Annotated in this window: 21 protein-coding genes; 4 read left to right on the top strand and 17 right to left on the bottom strand. The window is 51.3% G+C overall.

What is annotated here, in order from left to right; genetic code table 11:
- Positions 1-11 precede the first annotated feature (11 nt).
- Together moaC and lexA are read left to right on the top strand one after the other, a co-directional pair.
- Positions 12-491: a cyclic pyranopterin monophosphate synthase MoaC gene (gene moaC / locus ACQ0MK_RS07870; protein WP_430475545.1), complete on the top strand. Its 480-nt coding sequence runs from the start codon at positions 12-14 to the stop codon at positions 489-491.
- Between the two features lie 161 nt (positions 492-652).
- Positions 653-1,360: a transcriptional repressor LexA gene (lexA, locus tag ACQ0MK_RS07875; RefSeq protein WP_430475546.1), complete on the top strand. Its 708-nt coding sequence runs from the start codon at positions 653-655 to the stop codon at positions 1,358-1,360.
- A gap of 96 nt (positions 1,361-1,456) precedes the next feature.
- Here lexA and ACQ0MK_RS07880 read toward each other — a convergent pair whose 3' ends face one another.
- Positions 1,457-3,505 carry a ComEC/Rec2 family competence protein gene (locus ACQ0MK_RS07880; protein WP_430475547.1) on the bottom strand — a complete coding sequence of 683 codons (2,049 nt, stop codon included), beginning with the start codon at positions 3,503-3,505 and terminating at the stop codon, positions 1,457-1,459.
- A 234-nt stretch (positions 3,506-3,739) separates the two neighbouring features.
- On the opposite strand from ACQ0MK_RS07880, the gene gltX reads away from it, so the two are divergent.
- Together gltX and ACQ0MK_RS07890 are read left to right on the top strand one after the other, a co-directional pair.
- Positions 3,740-5,146 (top strand): glutamate--tRNA ligase, encoded by a 1,407-nt coding sequence (gene gltX / locus ACQ0MK_RS07885; RefSeq protein ID WP_430475548.1) that lies wholly within the window; start codon positions 3,740-3,742, stop codon positions 5,144-5,146.
- Between the two features lie 111 nt (positions 5,147-5,257).
- Entirely contained in the window at positions 5,258-6,565 is a 1,308-nt protein-coding gene (locus ACQ0MK_RS07890; RefSeq protein WP_350045970.1) for a citrate synthase, read from the top strand.
- A gap of 135 nt (positions 6,566-6,700) precedes the next feature.
- Here ACQ0MK_RS07890 and ACQ0MK_RS07895 read toward each other — a convergent pair whose 3' ends face one another.
- From ACQ0MK_RS07895 to rpsB, 16 genes are all read right to left on the bottom strand, one after another.
- A complete protein-coding gene (locus ACQ0MK_RS07895) occupies positions 6,701-7,141 on the bottom strand; it encodes a VOC family protein (protein WP_430475549.1) in 441 nt (146 codons plus the stop codon).
- 75 nt (positions 7,142-7,216) lie between these two features.
- Positions 7,217-8,383, bottom strand: coding sequence for a lipid-A-disaccharide synthase (lpxB, locus tag ACQ0MK_RS07900; protein ID WP_430475550.1), 1,167 nt, complete (start codon positions 8,381-8,383; stop codon positions 7,217-7,219).
- Positions 8,380-9,237 (bottom strand): LpxI family protein, encoded by an 858-nt coding sequence (locus tag ACQ0MK_RS07905; RefSeq protein WP_430475551.1) that lies wholly within the window; start codon positions 9,235-9,237, stop codon positions 8,380-8,382. Before ACQ0MK_RS07905 ends, lpxB begins: the two co-directional genes overlap by 4 nt.
- Positions 9,218-10,021, bottom strand: coding sequence for an acyl-ACP--UDP-N-acetylglucosamine O-acyltransferase (gene lpxA, locus ACQ0MK_RS07910; protein ID WP_430475552.1), 804 nt, complete (start codon positions 10,019-10,021; stop codon positions 9,218-9,220). The genes ACQ0MK_RS07905 and lpxA overlap by 20 nt, the downstream gene beginning before the upstream one ends.
- A gap of 2 nt (positions 10,022-10,023) precedes the next feature.
- The gene (gene fabZ, locus ACQ0MK_RS07915) at positions 10,024-10,473 is read right to left on the bottom strand and encodes a 3-hydroxyacyl-ACP dehydratase FabZ (RefSeq protein ID WP_350043935.1); all 450 of its coding nucleotides are present in this window, start codon (positions 10,471-10,473) and stop codon (positions 10,024-10,026) included.
- An 11-nt stretch (positions 10,474-10,484) separates the two neighbouring features.
- Complete coding sequence (lpxD, locus tag ACQ0MK_RS07920) at positions 10,485-11,504, bottom strand: UDP-3-O-(3-hydroxymyristoyl)glucosamine N-acyltransferase (protein WP_430475553.1); 1,020 nt, start codon at positions 11,502-11,504, stop codon at positions 10,485-10,487.
- Positions 11,504-12,085 (bottom strand): OmpH family outer membrane protein, encoded by a 582-nt coding sequence (locus ACQ0MK_RS07925; RefSeq protein ID WP_430475554.1) that lies wholly within the window; start codon positions 12,083-12,085, stop codon positions 11,504-11,506. Before ACQ0MK_RS07925 ends, lpxD begins: the two co-directional genes overlap by 1 nt.
- Positions 12,086-14,386 (bottom strand): outer membrane protein assembly factor BamA, encoded by a 2,301-nt coding sequence (gene bamA, locus ACQ0MK_RS07930; RefSeq protein ID WP_430475555.1) that lies wholly within the window; start codon positions 14,384-14,386, stop codon positions 12,086-12,088. It lies immediately after the preceding gene.
- A 26-nt stretch (positions 14,387-14,412) separates the two neighbouring features.
- On the bottom strand, positions 14,413-15,516 hold the full coding sequence (rseP, locus tag ACQ0MK_RS07935; protein WP_430475556.1) for an RIP metalloprotease RseP: 1,104 nt from the start codon (positions 15,514-15,516) through the stop codon (positions 14,413-14,415).
- A gap of 38 nt (positions 15,517-15,554) precedes the next feature.
- A complete protein-coding gene (locus ACQ0MK_RS07940) occupies positions 15,555-16,715 on the bottom strand; it encodes a 1-deoxy-D-xylulose-5-phosphate reductoisomerase (RefSeq protein WP_430475557.1) in 1,161 nt (386 codons plus the stop codon).
- 38 nt (positions 16,716-16,753) lie between these two features.
- Positions 16,754-17,572 (bottom strand): phosphatidate cytidylyltransferase, encoded by an 819-nt coding sequence (locus ACQ0MK_RS07945; protein WP_430475558.1) that lies wholly within the window; start codon positions 17,570-17,572, stop codon positions 16,754-16,756.
- On the bottom strand, positions 17,559-18,299 hold the full coding sequence (locus ACQ0MK_RS07950; RefSeq protein WP_430475559.1) for an isoprenyl transferase: 741 nt from the start codon (positions 18,297-18,299) through the stop codon (positions 17,559-17,561). Before ACQ0MK_RS07950 ends, ACQ0MK_RS07945 begins: the two co-directional genes overlap by 14 nt.
- Positions 18,300-18,301: 2 nt before the next feature.
- Positions 18,302-18,865 (bottom strand): ribosome recycling factor, encoded by a 564-nt coding sequence (frr, locus tag ACQ0MK_RS07955; RefSeq protein WP_350044215.1) that lies wholly within the window; start codon positions 18,863-18,865, stop codon positions 18,302-18,304.
- A 2-nt stretch (positions 18,866-18,867) separates the two neighbouring features.
- The gene (pyrH, locus tag ACQ0MK_RS07960; RefSeq protein WP_350045979.1) at positions 18,868-19,599 is read right to left on the bottom strand and encodes a UMP kinase; all 732 of its coding nucleotides are present in this window, start codon (positions 19,597-19,599) and stop codon (positions 18,868-18,870) included.
- A gap of 165 nt (positions 19,600-19,764) precedes the next feature.
- Positions 19,765-20,688, bottom strand: a complete 924-nt coding sequence (gene tsf / locus ACQ0MK_RS07965; protein WP_430475560.1) for a translation elongation factor Ts — start codon at positions 20,686-20,688, stop codon at positions 19,765-19,767.
- Positions 20,689-20,774: 86 nt separating this feature from the next.
- Positions 20,775-21,557, bottom strand: coding sequence for a 30S ribosomal protein S2 (rpsB, locus tag ACQ0MK_RS07970; RefSeq protein ID WP_430475561.1), 783 nt, complete (start codon positions 21,555-21,557; stop codon positions 20,775-20,777).
- Positions 21,558-21,574 lie beyond the last annotated feature (17 nt).

Raw genomic sequence — 21,574 nt, forward strand, 5'->3', positions numbered from 1 at the left:
CGGACAAAGTAATGGCAGACAAGCTTTCGCATATTGACGCTGGTGGGAATGCCGTCATGGTCGATATCTCGGCCAAGGCCGATACCACACGCATTGCCATTGCCAAGGCGCGTGTGTTGATGTCTGGCGAAACAGCGACACTGATTGCAAAACGCGGGCATAAAAAGGGCGATGTTCTTGGCATTGCCCAGCTTGCCGGGATTATGGGGGCAAAAAAGACCCCTGATCTGATCCCGCTATGTCATCCCCTGCCCCTGACGTCGGTGACAGTTGATCTTGAACTGGCTGATGGCGTTGATGCAGTCGATATAACCGCAACCTGCAAAACCACCGGAAAGACCGGGGTCGAGATGGAGGCACTGACAGCAGCCTCTGTTGCAGCATTGACGGTGTTTGATATGTGCAAGGCCGTTGATAAAAGTATGAGGATTACCGATCTGCGCGTGACACGCAAAGAAGGCGGCAAGTCGGGGACCTTTGTCGCGGACTGATCCTGCCTTCTCCGGCTTTGCGATTATTCACCTTTTTTGATCAATCATCCTGATTATTCAGTTTCTCTGAAAGGTCATATTGACATACTTGACCTGCGAAAAGAACTAAAGTAGAACATTTATGTATCCTTTTTGTTCTTGTTACAGGTTCGGGAAATATCATGCTGACGCGCAAGCAATATGAGTTGCTGGTCTATATTGACAATTACCTTCGCGATCACGGTATCTCGCCTTCTTTCGATGAAATGAAAGAAGCCCTGACCCTGAAATCAAAATCAGGCATTCACCGTCTTATTACCGGGCTTGAAGAACGTGGTTTTATCCGCCGCCTCGCCCATCGTGCCCGTGCACTTGAAGTCATCCGCCTGCCTGAAAACAGCGATGATGACGCGCCTGAAAAACCAAACAATGTGACGTCCATCGCCAGTGCCCGCAAAGCACCGCATCGGCCAACCACCGTGCCCACTGCCTTTTCAGACGCCAATGAAGCAATCTCTTTGCCGCTTTATGGTCGAATTGCAGCAGGTACACCGATTGAAGCCCTGCGTGATCAAAGCACAATGGTTCAGGTACCTGCGGCCCTGCTTGGTGCGGGTGACCATTATGCACTGGAAGTATCCGGTGATTCCATGATCGATGCCGGAATTCTTGATGGCGACACGGTTCTGATCCAACGCTGTGAACAGGCCCATGATGGCACCATCGTCGTTGCCCTTGTTGACGACAGTGAAGCTACTCTGAAGCGCCTGAAACGTGGTCGTGGGGAAGTGATGCTTGAACCGGCAAATGCACGCTATGAAACGCGTTCGCTGTCACCTGATCGTGTTCGCATTCAGGGGCGTTTGGTTGGGCTGCTGCGCCAATACTGATACGAATACGAGTTCAGATATCAAGATCAAAACAAGTCAAAGACCAATCGCCCGGTGCCACATGCCCGGGCGATTTTTCGTTGTGGAGGGTTGTGATCAACGCCCGGCCTTACCGCCAATCACAATCCATGGCCAGCCACCTGCATCGGAACGGACGGTCTGGAAGAATGAATTGCCTTCTTTCAGGTCGCGCACCCTAAGGGCAACGCCGCCTTGCCACCATAAGACGTCATCATCAATCAAGACTTCGGCACCAAATGTTTCGCACAATGTTGTCGGCAGATCTGCCTGCAAATTGGCGACGATATCGATATTGCGACAGGCGTAGAACGGGTTATCAAGTTGGCTTGCAATGACAATCGTCTTTTGACCGTTTCCCTGCCCGACATTCAAAAAACATGGATCATCCTTACAGCTCAGCACACGACGATCCATTTCTTCGGGGCGAATGCCAAAACGGCTCATCCAGATTGATTTTTGAAACCCGCTCAACCCGGTTGAGACATGCAAGGTTCCGGTATGATCATCAAACACGGCCCAACTTTCCCGGTCCCCTGCAACCAACATATCTGCATTTTGGTGATTAAGCTGAATGAGCATCACAGCGATCAGAACAGGTACGATTGGCACCATTGCCCATCTGTCCCGCCAGATAAGGCACCATGCGATCACGCTCAAAAGACCCCCGACCGCGACCCCATCCAGTCCCGACACATACCAAAGCCCCCAGTCCTGATCGGCAATCAACGACGCGGTTTTCAACAAAACCGTCAAGCCCGGTGCCATTGCGACAAGAGATAACCCCGCAAGACCAAATGGCATCAGGGCAAGTGATGCAACGATCAACGGCATGACCCAAAATGCCATGACAGGTATGGCAACCAGATTGGCGATGATCCCCAACATGGAAATCCGCCCGAAATGAAAGCTAATGATCGGTGCTGTCACCGCCGTTACGATCAAGCCCGTGATCAGTAACCCGCCAAGATAAAACACCGCCCGTTCATACCAAGGACGCATCCCTTGTCGATCAAGCCATGTTCGACCCGGCCCATCATAAAACGCCACCAACGCCCCGACGGCGGCAAAAGACAGCTGAAAACTTGCCCCCAAAACAGCGTCCGGACGCAGCACCAAGACAACAATGGCTGCGACCCCGACCAGACGCAGCGATATTGCGCGTCGATCCAAAAGCAACGCCAGCCAGACCACAAGCAACATCACAAATGCCCGCTGGGTTGGAATGGTCGCACCTGAAAGCCCAAGGTAAATGAGGCCTGCAAACATCGCGGCCATCGCTGACCATTTCTTGATCGGATATTTCAAAGCGATATTTGGTATTGCCGCCAAGCCAAACCGGATCAGGAAAAACACCGTTCCACATAGCAACCCCATATGCAGTCCGGAAATTGCCAAAAGATGCGCAAGACCGGATTTGCGCAAATCCTCGGCGATCTCGAATTCAACCTCTCCGCGCTCGCCAATAATCAGTGCCTTGGCAATTCCGGCCTCTGGCGTGCTGATATGATTACTGATCGTGGCAGATACAGACTGACGCAACACCTCAATAACTTGCCATATATCCTTGATATAAATATCTTTATCACCACGTTGAACATCAAGCTGGCGACCAAAGACAAAACCGGTTGCACCGATACCGCTAAAATACAGATTGCGGGCAAAATCAGGATCACCGGGCACAGATGGCGGCTTAAGCGGAAAGAGACGTGCCTTGACCGTCACCCGATCACCGATGGCCAAATCGCTGTCGCCCAGAAAACTGAGCCGGATATTCCAATCAATCTGATCGTCTTCTAATCCGGTGATCGCACTTGGCTGCAGTGTTGCACGAATACGCTTACCCCGTGGTTCAAGTCCGATAATCGTGCCAGAGATTTCAGTTGAATAAAGCGTTTTGACCGGAATGTTTTTCGGGCCCAATTCAGTATGAATGGCCCCGGACAGGACCCCCGCCATCATGCTTGCGGCCAACTGCAACGCGAATGCCAGCATCGCAACCCGACGCGAAATCCAAAACCCGCAGATCAAAAGAATCAAAGCAGGGGCAGCTTGACTGACCGATACACGCGCAGGAAGCAAAAAGAACAGCGCACAGCCCAACCCAAAGAAGAGGGCCGATGACAAGAACCACTTATTTCTTTGGCTTGTAACAACAAATGTTACTTGCGAGAAAACACTCGTAAGAATTTGTTTTTTATAAATTTTACTAAAAAATGTACGACGAATGTCCAATAGCCCGCCCGGCACTTAGTTTCTATCTAACATCGGCTGTGGTGCAACAGCGTGTCATTTGTGCTATAGCCTGCACGCCAAAAGTCATTACGACAAGCGACAACATCCAAATAACGGATAGATTGAATGACGGTTGTTACCCGTTTTGCCCCGTCTCCGACCGGGTTTTTACATATCGGCGGCGCACGCACCGCTCTTTATAACTGGCTTTATGCCAAACATACTGGCGGCAAGTTTTTGCTGCGCATCGAAGATACTGATCGCGAACGTTCAACGCCTGAGGCCGTCGAGGCCATTTTTGACGGGTTGAACTGGCTTGGCCTGACCGCTGACGAAGAACCGACTTTCCAGTTCGCCCGTCGCGACCGCCATGCCGAGGTTGCCCAACAGCTGCTTGACGCTGGCAAGGCCTATTATTGCTATTGCTCGCAAGAAGAACTTCAGACCATGCGCGAAAAAGCCCGCGCAGAGGGTCGCCCGATGAAATATGACGGCACATGGCGTGATCGCGATGCCGCCGAAGCCCCCGAAGGGGTTAAGCCTGTTGTGCGCCTAAAAGCACCACAGGAAGGCGACGGCGTTATCAATGATCAGGTTCAGGGCGAAGTCCGCGTTGGCAACGAACAGCTTGACGATTACGTCATTCTGCGTGGCGACGGCACCCCGACCTATATGCTTTCGGTTGTTGTCGATGACCATGACATGGGCGTTACCAACGTTATTCGCGGCGATGACCACCTGACCAATGCGTTTCGCCAAAAGGCACTTTATGACGCAATGGGTTGGGATGTACCGACCTTCGCCCATATTCCATTGATCCACGGTCCGGACGGCGCAAAGCTGTCCAAACGCCATGGGGCGCTGGGGGTTGATTCCTATCGCGACGAGATGGGTTTCCTGCCAGAAGCCGTGAACAACTATCTGCTGCGCTTGGGATGGGGTCATGGCGATGACGAAATCATCTCTCAGAATCAGGCAATCGAGTGGTTTGACATCAAGGATGTCGGTAAAGGTGCGGCACGTTTTGACTTTGCAAAGCTGACAAACCTGAACGGCATCTATATGCGTCAGGCTGATGATAAAAGGCTTGTAGACGATATTTCCCAACGGGTTGCGGCCCTGATTGGAAGCGATGCAATTGATGCAGCGCAAAAAGAAATCTTGATCAATGGCATGGCAGGCCTTAAAGAAAGGGCCAAGACACTTATCGAGCTCGCCGAATCTTCGGCTTTCTATGTTACCGATGGCGTAACGTCCGTTAACGAGAAAGCTCAGTCCCTGATTGATAGCGCACCTGGAGGTCTGTTCGCAGAACTGGCCAACAGTCTCGAAGCGCTTGATAGCTGGACCGAAGAGAACGTTGACGCAAGTGTTCGTGCGACTGCCGAGAAACTTGATCTCAAACTCGGAAAAGTTGCGCAGCCCTTGCGGGCGGTGCTTACCGGCTCCAATTCTTCACCAGGCATCTTCGAAGTAATGATCGTGCTTGGCAAAGACCAAACGCTGAAACGCATTCGACATTTCGATGCATAACAACAGCGAATAATGAAAAGCTAATAGTCTGTTTGCGCTTGATGCGCCGCAGCATTATGCTGCACCCAACTTGAAACCGTGTTCGTTCAAACAGGGAAGGAAAAATAAGTCATGGCTCAGAATTCCAAGACCTCCCACACCTTTACATTGACCGATAATGCCACTGGCAAGTCGATCGAGATGCCGGTGCTTGAAGGTAGCGTAGGCCCGTCTGTCATCGACATTCGCAAGCTTTATGCTGAAACTGGATTCTTCACATATGATCCGGGCTTTACGTCGACCGGCTCCTGCCAGTCCGAGCTAACCTATATTGATGGCGATGTGGGCATCCTGCGTCACCGTGGTTATGCTATTGACGATCTTGCAGAAAGTTCAGACTTCCTCGAAGTTTGCTACCTGCTGATTTACGGCGAGCTGCCAAATGCAGCTGATAAAGCCAAATTTGAAAACGACATTACTCTGCACACCATGGTTCATGAGCAGATGCGCAATTTCTATAACGGTTTCCGCCGTGACGCGCATCCGATGGCCATCATGTGTGGTGTCGTTGGTGCAATGTCCGCTTTCTATCATGACAGCACAGACATCAACGATCCGCAGCAGCGCCTGATTTCGGCTTATCGCCTGATCGCCAAAATGCCGACCATCGCTGCTATGGCATACAAATATTCGATCGGTCAGCCGTTCCGCTATCCGAACAACAAACTCGGTTATGCAGAAAACTTCCTGCAGATGATGTTTGGCAACCCGTGCGAAGATTATGTTGTCAATCCGGTTCTGGCCAAGGCAATGGACCGCATCTTGATCTTGCATGCTGACCACGAACAGAACGCATCGACCTCGACCGTTCGTCTTGCCGGTTCTTCGGGTGCAAATCCGTTTGCATGTATTGCTGCTGGTATCGCATCCCTTTGGGGTCCGGCACATGGTGGGGCAAACGAAGCCGTTCTGAACATGCTCAATGAAATCGGCGATGTGAAAAACATTCCGGAATTCGTTGCAAAAGCAAAAGACAAGAACGATCCGTTCCGTCTGATGGGCTTTGGTCATCGCGTTTACAAAAACTACGATCCGCGCGCCAAAGTGATGCAGGAAACCTGCCACGAAGTTCTCAAGGAACTGAATGTCAGCGATCCCCTGCTTGACGTTGCGCAGGAACTTGAACGCATTGCACGTGAAGACGAGTACTTCATCGAGAAGAAACTCTATCCGAACGTCGATTTCTATTCGGGCATCATCTTCAAGGCGATGGGCATCCCGGTCAGCATGTTTACCGTGCTGTTCGCTGTTGCACGTACCGTCGGCTGGATCGCCCAGTGGAAAGAAATGATCGAAGATCCGTCGCAGAAAATCGGTCGTCCGCGTCAGCTGTTTACCGGCGTCGCAGAACGTTCATTCGTTCCGGTCGACAAACGTTAATTTGTCACGCGGCACTAAACGATCTGAGTAAAAAGAAAGGCCCGGAAAATTCCGGGCCTTTCTTGTATCTGTGTCTCGTCCTGAAATACGTTGACGGTTTTAGGACGGCACACTGAACTCTGAAGCAGTAACTTATTACCAGCTGCCAGTATTTTCCATGCTTGCCCATGGTTCGGCAGATTGAAGGTTGGCACCCTTTTGCAGAAACTCGATGGAGATCCCGTCAGGTGAACGCACAAATGCCATGCGGCCATCACGCGGCGGACGGTTGATGGTGACACCGGCATCCATCAGCTTCTGACAGGTCGCATAAATATCATCGACTTCATATGCCAGGTGGCCAAAGTTACGACCACCGTCATAGCTTTCCGGATCCCAGTTATAAGTCAGTTCAAGTTCCGGCGCCTTGGTCGATTTGGCACTTTCAACATCTTTCGCTGGTGCAAGATAAATCAGGGTAAAGCGGCCCTGCTCGCTCTCGATGCGGCGTGTTTCTGACATGCCAAGCAAGTCGCAATAGAATTTCAGCGACTCATCAACATTTTCGACACGAACCATCGTGTGCAGATAGCGCATAACACTGTCTCCGTCATGAATTGATCAATGAGCTGAAACTAAATGCATTCCGGACTTAACGCCACCCGTTGACGGTTATTTTTTGGTGATGATCTTTAAAATTTGTTCAGCGGCTTTTTCGCTTGGTGCACGATCACCAAAGCCAAGCATTGAACATGCTTCGTCAAACCCGGCTTCCTGCTCAGCCCGTGCAGGTTCATCGCCAAGCAATCCATCAAGAACCGGGATAATATTTTTTGCCTGACAGTTTTCCTGCAGGAATTCCGGGATCAGTTTTCGTCCCAGAACCAGATTAACAATCGTGACCGTATCAATCTTGATCAGACGTTTGGCAATCCAGCCTGTCACGGCATTGACCTGATAGGCAATCACGTGCGGGACACCTGCGATTGCAAGTTCCAGCGATACAGTCCCCGATGCGGCCAAGGCACAGTTCGCTGCCGCAAAGGCATCGTGACGTTCCTGATCCGTCGCGACCACGATGGGGTCCAACGGCCAGTCTTTCATTGCTGTAGCTACCGTATCAGCAACTTTGCTCACAGTCGGGACAACAATGCGGGCATCGGGATATTTTGCCGCAAGGGCGTCAATCACCTGACGAAACACCGGCAACAAGCGTTTGACTTCAGAGTTTCGGCTTCCGGGCAATACCGCCAGAAGCTTTTGATCGTCGCCCAGGCCGTGTTGGGCACGAAACCTTTGTCCGTCCCCATCATGACGTTCTTCGACGGCTGAGTGGCCAATAAAGGTGGTTGGAAGGCCTTCTTTTTCGAAATATGGCGGCTCAAACGGCAGCAGCGCCAGAAGATGATCCAGAAAGCCGGCGATTTTCTTTGCCCGCCCTTCACGCCATGCCCAAACAGACGGCGCAACAAAGTGGATCAGGGGGATCCCCTTGCCCTTAAGCTTCTTGCCAACCCGAAAGCTGAAATCAGGCGCATCAATCGTAACAACGGCATCTGGTTTTTGCTTCTTTGCAAAATCCGCAGCCTGGGAAATGCGCTTTAACAAATGCGGGATGTGTGGAATGACTTCGGTCAGGCCCATCACCGACATTTCGTTCATCGGAAACAGGCTTTTTAGGCCTTCACGCTCCATGCGCGGGCCACCAACACCGATGAACTGCGCGTTAGGTTCCTGTACCTTAATCGCCGCCATCAGACGTCCGCCAAGCTGATCTCCCGATGCTTCGCCGGCAACCAGCATGATTTTCGGGCCGTTAGGCAGGTTTTCAGACGTCATGACAGGCGGCCTTCGTCTTGATCAGGCAACCCAACCAGAAACATGCCAAGCGCATCAGACCGGGCTATAACAGCCTTACGGTCAATGATCATTGTGCCCCCGGCCAATAAAGCGATACCGCGCAAACCGGCTTTGTGGGCTTCTTCGATGGTTGTTAAACCAATCGCAGGCAAATCAAGACGCTTGTCTTGCTGCGGTTTGGAGGATTTGACCAATACACCGCCAACGCCTTCTCGGCAATAAAGAGCCGAACGGCGGACCATTTCATCGGTCCCTTCAATCGCCTCAAGTGCAAGAACAAGTCCTTGCTGGACGACACAGCCCTGCCCGACATCGGCTTGACCGAGGATCCTCGCCACACGAAGACCGTGCATGGCATCGCTCATTGCTTGATCGTCGGGTGTGATGGCCCCCAAAGCGCCTTCGGTTACGGTCAGGTCGGTCAGGATATCGTGCGCACCGACAAGCCGAAACCCTTCGCGTTCAAGCTCTTGGCCAACCAGACGCAGCAAACCGTCATCGCCAAGGGCTTTCATGCCAACCTTCATCAGAAGTTTGGCTGCACGCCAATCTGGACGCATGGCGGAAAAACTTGGCCGGGCGACTTTACCTGCCAGAACCACGTCCTGACATGCGTTTGCCTTCATGGCATCAAGGATTTTGGCCGCAGCACCCAATCGCAAGACAACGTGCGGATATTGGTCAAGTTCTGCATCGTTGGCATGGCCATCAAGCTTTACAACGAAAACAGCCCGCCCAGCCATCTGCGCAGCAGACGCCAAGCGGGCGGGAAGTTCACCACCCCCAGCAATAATCCCCAATTTAGGCTGCGGATTATCCTGCGGAGCTGTCATATCTTGGCGTACATACGGAACGCATGCTTTCCGCTTTGAGGAAATTGATAATTTCCATGACCGGTCCAACGTCTTCGAAATCTTTGGCGACTTCTGCAACGCGTTCGGCAAGGGTTCCTTCCTGTGCGAATAACAGGCGATACGCCTTACGCAGGGAATGAATGGTTTCGCGATCAAAACCACGACGTTTCAGACCAACAATGTTCAACCCCGACAGATATGCGCGGTTACCAATGACAGAACCGTAAGGGATCACATCGCTTTCCACACCGGTCATGCCGCCAATCATGGCGTGCTTGCCGATACGCACGAACTGATGAACGGCCGACAACCCGCCAACAATTGCGAAATCTTCGACCAGAACGTGCCCAGCCAAAGTGCCATTATTGACCAGAATACAATGGTTTCCGACATGACAATCATGGCCGACATGGGCCCCGGTCATCAAAAGGCAATCATCGCCAATGGTTGTTTCCATCCCGCCACCTTCAGTGCCGGGATTAAGGGTGGCGCCTTCGCGGATCTTGGTACGTTTACCAACAATCAAACGGCTTTCTTCGCCCTTGAATTTCAGATCCTGTGGTGCATGGCCAACAGAGGCAAAGGGATAAACTTCGCATTCATAGCCAAGCGTCGTGTGGCCTGCAACAGCAACGTGGCTGTGCAGTTTCACACGATCACCCAAAACAACATTCGGCCCTACAACGCTGTAGGGGCCGATTTCGACATCCTGACCAATCTGCGCGCCATCTTCGACAACGGCGGTTGGATGCACTTTTGACATTATCAGTTATCCCGGATCATCGCGGCAATCGTGGCTTCGGCAACAACCTGGCCGTCCACTTTGACTTGGCTTTCAAACTTCCAGACCGGTCCGCGGCTTTGTTTTTTGACCACATGGATATGCATGACATCACCCGGGACGACCGGTTTACGGAAACGGGCATTATCGATGCTCATGAAGTAGACCAGTTTACCTTCGGCGTCCCCGCCCAAGGTGTGCACAACCAAAATCGCGGCAGTCTGCGCCATACTTTCAATGATCAGAACGCCCGGCATGATTGGCTGCTGCGGGAAATGGCCGGTAAATTGCGGCTCATTCATCGTAACATTTTTGATGCCAGTAGCAGATTCACCCGTCGCGATATCAACGACTTTGTCGATCAACAAAAACGGATAACGATGCGGAATCATTTCGAGAATGCGCTGAATATCAACACTTACCAGTTCGGTCATGTGTATAGCCCTTATTTCTTTTTTCGTATCAGACGGGACAAGGCCACCGTCTGTTTATGATATTCCATAACCGGCACCGCAGGGCTTCCGCCCACAGTTTGCCCCGGTCCAATATTTTTCATCACACCTGACTGGGCGGCGACTTTCGCGCCATCACCAATTTCAAGATGCCCTGTAACCCCTACTTGTCCGGCAAGAACGACAAAATTGCCAAGTTTGGTAGATCCGGATATCCCGACTTGCGAGACAATAACGCAGCCCATACCAAGTTCGACGTTATGGCCGATTTGCACCAGATTGTCGATACGGCAACCATTGCCAATAACGGTATCTGGCCCTGCCCCGCGGTCAATTGTGCTGTTTGACCCAACTTCAACATCGTTGCCGATAACAACACGACCAAGTTGCGGGACCTTTGCATGTCCCTGCGGGCCCATGGCAAACCCAAATCCATCCTGCCCGATACGAGCCCCCGGATAGATCAGGCACAGATTGCCGATCAGACTATGGCTGATCGATGCGTTGGCGCCGACCTTACAGCCTGCACCGATCACGACGCCTTCACCAATAACCGCGTTCGACGCAATGATCGTTCCATCACCAATTTCACAATTGGCACCGATCACAGCACCAGCATCAACCTGGACACCGTTGCCAAGTTTCGCACTTGGATCGATTGCGGCATGCTCAGAAACAGTCCCATTTCCCGTTTCAAACGGGTAAAAGGCCGTCGCTGCCTTCGCATATGCGCGATAAGGATCATCCGTGGTGAAAAGAACCATGCCACCCGGCGCGCGATCTGCAAATTCAGGGCGGACGAAACACGCACCTGCCTTGCTGTTGATAAAGGCATCAATATATTTGCGATTATCAAAAAAGCTCAGGATCGTGCCATCCGCATTCTGCAGTGGCGAGACATCTTCAAAAACCCGCGTTTCATCGGGCGCATTTTGCAAATCAGCACCCGTCATCTTCGCAATTTCTGCGACGCTGAACGGTCCTTTCCGCTTAAAGAAACGCGTATCGGCCATTAGGCGCCTTCCTTGAATTCAACCTTGACCGTCGGAACTTTCTTGTTGATCCGGTCGAAAACTTCCTTGGTGACGTTCATAGCATTGGCAAAAATAATTACCTGTGCCTGATGAAGAACCAGCGTTGCCCGACGTTCTTCTGCAAGCTGCGCAATCACGTCATTAAGCGACTTGGTGAACTCTGCTTGTACTTCAGCGAGTGCCTGGTCCAGAACACGGCTACGACCTTGGGCAAACTTCTGGAATTCAGCAACTTTTTGCTGAAATTCTTTTTGTTTTTCCTGAAACACGTCTGCTGCCAGCAAAGTACGTTGCTGCGCAAGTTTCTTTTCCTCTTCGCGCAAGCCTTGCTGTCTGGTTTCAATATCCTGTTGATATGCGACCTGGCGTTCGCGGATCTGTTTTTTGGCATCCTGCATTGCGGATGCTTCACGCATAATTCCAGCATAATCAACGATCATGACAGATGCTACAGTTTCCGGATCCGGGGCATCTTGGGCATAGGCCTGCGGCATCACTGCGACACCGCAGACTAATGCAGAAGCAACGATCAATTTGCGTATAGATTTCATCATACTCATTTAGAATCTGGTTCCGAAGTTAAGTCGGAACACTTCCTCTTTATCGTGATCTTCTTTCAAGATGGCCTGCGACAGGTCAACACCAATCGGGCCAAACGGAGACTCCCAACCTACCCCGACACCAACAGAACTACGTATAGATCCGGTGTCATAGATTTCGCCTGCACGAGCACCGTCGACACCTTGTGACGAACCAAAGTCACTAAATACACGTCCCGTCAAAGCAAATTCTGATGGCAGCCCAAGCGGGAAGTCCATTTGCACAGATCCGGTATAGAACGTTTTGCCACCCAATGCATCGCCAGTTGCGATATCACGCGGACCAACACCAGCGGACTCAAAACCACGAAGGTTCGAACCGCCCACAAGGAAACGTTGAGAAATACGGGTATCCTCGCCGATCCCAAAGATATAACCCGTTGTACCGCGTGTCGAAAGGATCCACTCATGTTCACGGTCCAGCGGATAATAATAACCGCCTTCAACCCGAGTACGCAAATAGCTCTCGTCGCCCCCTAAACCGGCCAAATCATTCGACAGACGGGCAAAGTACCCCTCAGTTGGTGAAATCGAACTATCCCGCTTGTCATAGGTAAGCGTATGACCGACAACTGATTCAACAAATTCTGTCTCCTCAGCCAACAAAAGGCGGGACGCATCATCGTCATCAATATTCGAATAACTGTTCTGCTCAAGCGTGTAGCGCAAGGAATGCGACAGTTCTTCGCTATATTTGAACCCGGCGCGCAGACGACCACCAGTTTGTTCTTCGTCATAAGAACTTTCATCCTGATTGTCTTCTTCACGACGATACAAATCAAACCCGGCGGCAATCTCACGGTCCAGGAAGTATGGCTCGGTAAAGGACAGATCAATCTGTTGATCTGAAGATCCCAGCGTGAAGTTCAATCGAAGATCCTGGCCTTTGCCAAGCAGGTTACGTTCACGGATACCAAGTTGACCAAAGGCACCGTCATCTGTTCCGTAGCCAGCACCGATTGAAAACTCACCCGTGGATTTTTCTTCAACATCAACTTCAATAACGGTTTGATCCGGCGATTGCCCCGGCAGCGTTTTAACGTCGACTGATTTAAAGAAGTTCAAGTTTTCAATACGCTGCTTGGATCGCTTCATCTTGGAGCTGCTAAACGCATCCCCTTCAACCAAACGGAATTCACGACGGATAACGTCATCAAGTGTCCGGACGTTCCCCACGACATTGATACGCTCGACATAAACCTTGGGCCCTTCGGCAATCGTAAAGGTCAAATCAATCGTACTTGCATCGCGATTACGCTGCACATTCGGTCGAATATCGATAAACGCGTACCCTTGATCGCCAACGCTGGTGGTCAACGCCTCAACGGCGTCATCCACCAAATTTGCGTTATACCATTCACCCGTTTCGATTTCGATCAAAGGCATCAAGGCATTCGGATCAATCTTGTCGATCTGAGAAACAACCTTGATATCCCCAAACTGATAGCGTTTTCCTTCACTTACGGTGTAGGTGATGAAAAAATCAGACCGATCTGGCGTTAACTCTGCAACAGATGAAAGAACCTGGAAATCCGCATAACCAGCAGCAAGGTAAAACCGGCGAAGAAGTTCGCGGTCAAATGTGACGCGATCCGGATCGTAATTGTCATCTGACGTCAGAATCTTCCACCAAGCACTTTCGGTGGTGCGAACAACCTCTGAAAGTTCACCGTCATCAAACGCCTTATTCCCAACGAAATTGATCTTGCGGATGCCGGTCGCTTCGCCCTCATCAATCTCAAAAACAAGATCGACACGGTTTTGTTCAAGTTGGATGACTTTGGGATCAACGGTCGCAGCAAAGCGGCCACTCCGGCGATAAAGCTCAAGCACGCGCTGAACGTCTGCCTGAACTTTCGTTCTGGTATAAACAACGCGCGGACGAAGCTGCAGCTCGGAGCTCAGCGCATCGTCCTTCAAACGTTGGTTACCTTCAAACGCAATACGGTTGATGATCGGGTTTTCGACGACATTGACCTGCAAGACGCCCTGATTGAAGGAAAAGGACACATCGGCAAACAAACCAGTGGAAAACAATGCCTTGAGGGATTCGTTGACCTTTTGCGCGTCGTAAGTATCGCCCGGTGCCACCGTCAGATATGCGTTGACGGTACCACTTTCAATGCGGTTATTGCCTTCCACCCGTATATCACGGATCAGCCCGGAACTCTGTTGGGCATATGCTGCCACTGGAACAATCGTTGGCGCAATTACGCCAAGCAAGGCTGCAAGAACTGCAACCGCTTTTACCTTACGCAGCAAGTTAACCCCCCTGTTGCTGTCACGCATTAGCCAGCAAGTCCTTTGAGGAAACTAAAGACACCCAATTGCGTCAAATCGTTCCACGTTGCAAAAATTATTAAGCTGAATACCAAACCCGCGCCAATACGGAAACCATATTCTTGTGCTTTTGCCCCCAATGGCTTACCGCGAATTGCCTCAACCGCGTAAAACACAAGATGTCCCCCATCCAGAACCGGAACAGGCATCAGATTGATCAAACCCAAGCTGATGGACAAATAGCCCATGAAGAACAATAGCGGCCCCAATCCGCCTTCGGCAACCTCACCAGACATTTGTGCAATCCGGATCGGACCACCCAACTCGGAACTGTCACGATCGCCACTGATCATTTCGCCAATTGCAGCGAAGGTCTGACTGGTCAGCGTATAGGATGTTTCAAACGCCCGCCTTACGGAATCAATAACGCCATCACGGCTGGTTTCAAATGCGCCGGCTGTTATGCCAAGGCGCCCAAATGTTTGATTGCTACCGCCCTCTTCTGCCTCAACGGCCTCAGGCGTGACTGAAAGCGCAAGAGTGTCACCTTCACGCAAAACAGATAGTGCAAGCACTTCCGCCGGATGTGCCCGAACGATTTCAGAAAGTTCAGAGAACCATTCGACGGTTTGGCCATCAATCCCGGTGATACGGTCATCGGTCATAAGACCCGCAGCAGCGGCCGGGCTGTTTACAAGCACCTTGCCAACAACCGGCAATGCACGCTGTTGACCAACGGCTGCGAACAAGACGGTAAAAACCACAATGGCAAAAATGAAGTTTGCAAGTGGACCCGCAAAGACAATCGCCGCCCGCGCACCAACCCCTTTGTGATGGAATGCGTATTTTGCTTCTTCCGCGTCGATGTCATCACGGTGCCCGGCACTGGCGGGGTTCATGTCGCCAAACATCTTCACATAGCCGCCAAGCGGGATAAGGCTAACTTTCCAGCGGGTGCCTTTTTTATCCTGCCAGCCAAACAGTTCAGGCCCAAAACCAATTGAAAATGCTTCGACTTTGACGCCGTTTTTGATCGCAACCCAATAGTGTCCATATTCATGAACGAATACGAGAACAGACAGCACAAAAAGAAAGGCAAGTAAGGTTTCCATCAAGACGTCCCTTGTCCGGTCAGACCGGAGATTTTAACTCAAACAGCTGCAATCATCGCAGCGGTTTCACGGCGTACCCGCGCATCTGTTTCAAATACCTGATCCAGATTCGTCAGCTTCTCACTGCCGACCTTACCCATAACCTCTTCGACAATCCCGGCAATCTCAAGGAAACCGATTTTGTCTTTCAAAAAGGCGTCGACAGCGACTTCATTCGCACCGTTCAGGACAGTAGGCAGTGTCCCACCTTCCTGCAAGGCTTCTCGTGCCAACCGAAGTGCCGGGAAGCGTTTTGTATCTGGTCTCTGGAAGTTCAAGCTGCCGATCGTGGCAAAATCAAGACGCTTCACATCGACCCGGATCCGATCAGGCCATGAAAGCGCATAGGCAATGGGGGTTCGCATATCAGGCGAACCAAGCTGCGCCAGCACAGAACCATCAGAATATTCAACCATGCTATGCACGACGGATTGTGGATGAACAACAATTTCAATGCGCTCTTCGGATACAGGAAATAAGTGCCAAGCTTCGATAAGCTCAAGGCCCTTATTCATCATTGTCGCCGAATCGATTGAAATTTTTGCGCCCATTTCCCAATTCGGGTGAGCCAATGCCTGTACACGGGTCACAGACTTCATATCTGCCAACGACCATTCCCGAAATGGACCACCCGAAGCCGTTAACAATATCCGGTCAACCCGGTCTTCTGGCCGATCTTCGAGAACCTGAAAAATTGCACTATGTTCAGAATCAACCGGGATAAGGGTCGCATTGTGCTTCACGACTTCGGCTGTCATCAGCGCACCGGCACACACCAAGGTTTCTTTATTGGCAAGCCCGACACGCGCTCCACGGCGAATGGCTGCCAATGTTGGCTTTAACCCCGCTGCACCGACGATTGCCGCGATGACAATATCAGACGGGCGTTCAGCCGCCTCAATCAACGCACTTTCACCTGCACCAACTTCAATGTCCGTGCCCGCCAATGCGTCGCGAAGCTGATTAAAATAAGCAGGGTCGCCAATTACCGCGCATTTTGCACCGACATCTTTGGCAATAGCGGCCAACGCGTCGACATTGCTATGTGCCGTAACGGCATCAACGCTGTATTTGTCAGCGTGGGTTTTAAGAATATCGACCGTACTGGTCCCAATCGACCCGGTAACACCAAAAACACTGACCGATTTCTTCAAAGTCATTAAACACCTGTGTGCAAACGGTCGGTTACATGACCGCCTTATCGCAGAGCCAGCCCTGCGAAACAGATCATAACAAATGCAATCGGAAACACCGACAACATCCCGTCAGCGCGATCAAGTAATCCACCATGCCCCGGGATCAGGTTGCTGCTGTCTTTCACCTTGAAATGACGTTTGAGCGCGGATTCACCAAGATCACCGATCTGCGCTACGATCGCCAAAGCCATACTCACAACAACAATCGTCCAGTTTATAGCATCGGCACTGAAGTAAGTCACAAGTCCGCCGATCAGGCCAGCGCAGACCATCCCGCCAACCAGCCCTGCCCAGGTTTTCTTTGGGCTGAAACGTGGGGCAAGCTTGGGTCCGCCAATCGCCTTGCCAAAGGCATAGCCACCTGTATCGGTAGCCCAAACAAGGAAGAACAACCACATAATGATCAATAGACCATCACCATCCTGACTGCGAAGCCACAAGGCCGTCAATCCCGCAAGCGAGACATAAAGCACCCCAAAGCCTGCGATCAGCCAGTTTCGTCCTGAGCGCGCTGCTGCAATGATCACGCTAATAGCAATCGGCATGACAATATATTCTTCCTGCCCGGTTACTTGCATCAGCATGGCAACGCCAAGTGCGACAGCCGCAACAACAGAAACACCGTTATAGTGCCCCGGTGCGCACATTCGCGACCATTCCCACATCATTCCAGCGGAAAACAAGAATAGAAGAACATCAAAATAGGGAGAGCCGAACCAGACCGCTGCTATTGCGACAGGTGTCATAACCAGCGCAGAAAGAACGCGCGGCATCAGTCCGGAATTGTTATCTTTTTGACGTTCGGCTTCAGATGACTGCACCAAAACGCCGCTCCCGTCCGGCAAAGTTGTCAATGGCTTTTTCCAGATGGCTACGATCAAAATCAGGCCACAGAACATCCTCAAAGACGAACTCAGTATAGGCCGACTGCCACAGCAAGAAGTTGCTAATCCGTTGTTCTCCACTAGTTCTGATCAAAAGATCCGGATCAGGAATACCCACGGTCGACAAATTCTGTTCGATCAAATCTTCCGTCACCGCATCGACCGAAAGTTCACCAGACGCCACCTTTTTCGCAATTTCGCGCATGGCATCGGTGATTTCGGCGCGCGCCCCGTAACTCAGCGCAATCGTCAGATTAAGACGGGTATTTTCAGACGTTTGTTGTTCGGCTTTGCTCAAAAGTTCGCGGATGTCCTCGGCGAACCGCGAACGGTCGCCAATAATCCGGATCTTTATGCCGTTTTTATGCAAATTGGCCAGCTCACGCTTTAGGAACAACCGTAAAAGCCCCATCAAATCATTGACTTCGCTTTCCGGGCGCTTCCAGTTTTCCGTCGAAAACCCGTAAAGCGTGAGATACTCGATACCAAGTTCAACAGATGCTTCGATCGTTCGGCGCACAGCCTCCACGCCCGCACGATGTCCCATCGTACGCGGGCGTCCACGACCACGTGCCCAGCGTCCGTTGCCATCCATGATGATGGCAACGTGACGCGGAACAGATAGCGGTTCTGACGGATGAGATTGAGAAGAAAGTACAGCCATAATCAGACTTGCATGATTTCCTGTTCTTTATGCGATAGCGACTCGTCGATCTCGCCGATGACCTTATCGGTCAGCTTCTGAATCTCTTTTTCTTCGTCATGCATTTCGTCTTTGGAAATGTCGCTGTCTTTTTCCCATTTCTTCAACTGATCCATGCCATCGCGGCGGACGTTACGCACGGAAATTTTAGCCTGTTCGGCATATTTACCAGCGACTTTGGACAGTTCCGCGCGACGTTCTTCGTTCAATGCCGGAATCGGCACGCGAACAAGGGTTCCATCAGCAGCCGGGTTCAGACCAAGACCCGCATCGCGGATGGCCTTTTCAACCGACTTGACCATGGTTTTATCCCAGACCTGAACCGAAAGCATACGTGCCTCTGGAACACTAACTGATGCCACCTGATTAAGCGGGGTCGGAACGCCATAAGCTTCAACCATGACCGGCTCAAGAAGGCTCACACTGGCGCGACCGGTACGCAGACCGGTAAATTCCTTGTGCAACACTTCTACAGCCCCTTCCATACGGCGGGACAGGTCCTTTTTTAGGCCAGCAACGTCAGACACGGTCAGTCTCCATTCGAAATAATCGTAAACGTCCCCTTCGCAGAGACAACGTCTGCAAAGGCACCCGGATTATGCAAAGAAAACACAATAACCGGAATATCATTTTCGCGTGCCAAAGAAATAGCCGATGCATCCATAACACGCAAATCTTTGGACAAAACATCCATATAAGTCAGGGAATCATAACGTTTCGCTGTCGGGTCGGTTTTCGGATCAGCCGTATAAACGCCGTCAACCTGAGTCCCCTTAAGCAACGCATCACAGCCCATTTCAACCGCGCGCAAAGCAGCAGCAGTATCCGTGGTAAAGAACGGATTACCCGTCCCCGCCGCAAAGATCACAACGCGACCTTTTTCCATGTGGCGTACAGCACGACGGCGAATATAGGGTTCGCAAACAGAAGACATCGGGATGGCAGACTGCACACGGGTTTGAATCCCGTGGCGCTCAAGCGCGTTTTGAACCGCCAGCGCATTCATAATGGTTGCCAGCATGCCCATATAGTCGGCTGTGGCGCGTTCCATCCCCTGAGAAGCACCTTTGACGCCGCGGAAGATGTTCCCGCCGCCAATAACCATGCAAACTTCAGCACCCATGTCATGAACGACTTTGATTTCGCTGGCAATCCGGTCAACCGTTTCAGGATCAATACCATATTGCTGTTTTCCTAAAAGCCCCTCACCCGAGAGCTTAAGAAGGACGCGGCGAAATTTCAGTTGGTCGTTTTCTGCCATGTCTTAATGCCTCTTAAATGCCGATGTAGCGCATTGCCCAAACACGGGAAATGCAAAATTCAGATATAAAAAGACCGGCGAGTAACAGGGCGGACTTGCACTGCCGACCTCGCCGGTCTGGATCATACACGAAATGGTGATCAAAGCACCATTCCGAACAGATGTTTATTTGCTCAGCTGCTCAGCAACTTCTGCCGCAAAGTCTTTTTCTTCTTTCTCGATGCCTTCACCGAGTTCGAAGCGTACAAAACCTTTAAGGGTAATCGGCTTGCCAGCTTCTTTGGCAGTGTTTTCGATCACGGTTTTGACTTTGTTTTCACCGTCAATAACGAAGGTCTGTTCAACCAGAACAACCTGCTCGTAATATTTACGGATACGGCCTTCGATCATTTTTTCGATGATCTCTACCGGACGGCCTGATTCTTTAGCCTGATCGGTCAGAACTGCTTTTTCACGCTCGACCAATTCCGGGTCCAGATCGTCAACCGTTGCCGAAGCCGGGTTGGTTGCTGCAATGTGCATAGCGATCTGTTTACCAAGACCGTCAAGAACAGCAGCGTCTGCTTCGGATTCCAGAGCCACCAGAACGCCAATTTTACCGAGATCGGTCGCAACAGCGGAGTGGATGTAAGAAGCAACAACACCTTTTTCGACCGACAAACCAGTCGAACGACGCAGGGACATGTTTTCGCCGATGGTGGCGATCATGTGCGTGACCTGTTCTTCGACGTTACGGGGCGTACCCGGGAAAGCAGCAGCTTTCAGTGCGTCGACATCGCCGTTTACACCGACAGCCTGAACTGCAATTTCACGAACGAATTTCTGGAAGTCTTCATTACGCGAAACAAAATCGGTTTCAGCGTTCAGCTCGACAACTGCACCTTTGGTACCGTTAACGGCAACAGCAACCAGACCTTCAGCAGCAACACGGCCTGCTTTCTTGGCTGCATTTGCCAGACCTTTGGTACGCAGCCAATCAACAGCTGCATCAACATTACCATCGGTTTCAGACAGCGCCTTTTTGCAATCCATCATGCCAGCGCCGGTGGTTTCGCGAAGCTCTTTCACGAGAGCAGCGGTAATAGCCATTTTTTAAGCCCCTATTACGCAATCAAGTTAACACCTAAGAAAACGGCGGCATGCTAGCCGCCGTTTAATCGGGTACAAAATGAAAGTTATGCGGAAGCTGCTTCTGCAGCTGCTTCTTCAGTCGCGCTCGCTTCAGCCGGAACTTCTTCCGCTTCACCGAGATCTGCGCCAGATGCGGTCATTTCTTCCTGGATACCGTCCAGAACAGAACCAACGAACAGATCGCAATAAAGCTGGATCGCACGGATCGCGTCATCGTTGCCCGGAATCGGGAACTGAACGTGTGCCGGATCAGAGTTGGTGTCGAGGATCGCAACGACCGGAATCTTCAGGTTTTTTGCATCTTGAATAGCAAGTGCTTCTTTGTTGGTGTCAACCACGACAATAATGTCCGGCAGACCACCCATGTCCTTAATACCGCCAAGCGCGCGCTCAAGTTTATCGCGCGAACGGGTCAGATTCAGGATTTCTTTTTTGGTCAGACCTTCAGCACCATTGGACAGGATTTCTTCCTGCTCTTTGAGGCGTTTGATCGAGTTGGAAACAGTGTTCCAGTTGGTCAGCATACCGCCGAGCCAACGATGGTTCACGTAATACTGGCCGCAACGTTTTGCTGCTTCAGCAATGATCGGCGAAGCTTGACGCTTGGTACCGACAAAGAGGACACGACCACCCGAAGCAGTTACGTCGCGAACAGCTTGCATCGCACGATGCAGCATCGGGACGGTTTCCTGCAGGTTCAGGATGTGGATGTCGTTACGTGCACCGAAGATGTACTGTTTCATCTTCGGATTCCAACGGCGGGTGTGGTGACCAAAGTGGACACCAGCTTCCATGAGCTGGCGCATGGTAAAGGTTGGCAAAGCCATGATAATTCCTACCTTTT

Origin of the sequence: Thalassospira lucentensis (assembly GCF_050516545.1) — a bacterium.
GTDB classification, from domain to species: Bacteria; Pseudomonadota; Alphaproteobacteria; order Rhodospirillales; family Thalassospiraceae; genus Thalassospira; species Thalassospira lucentensis_C.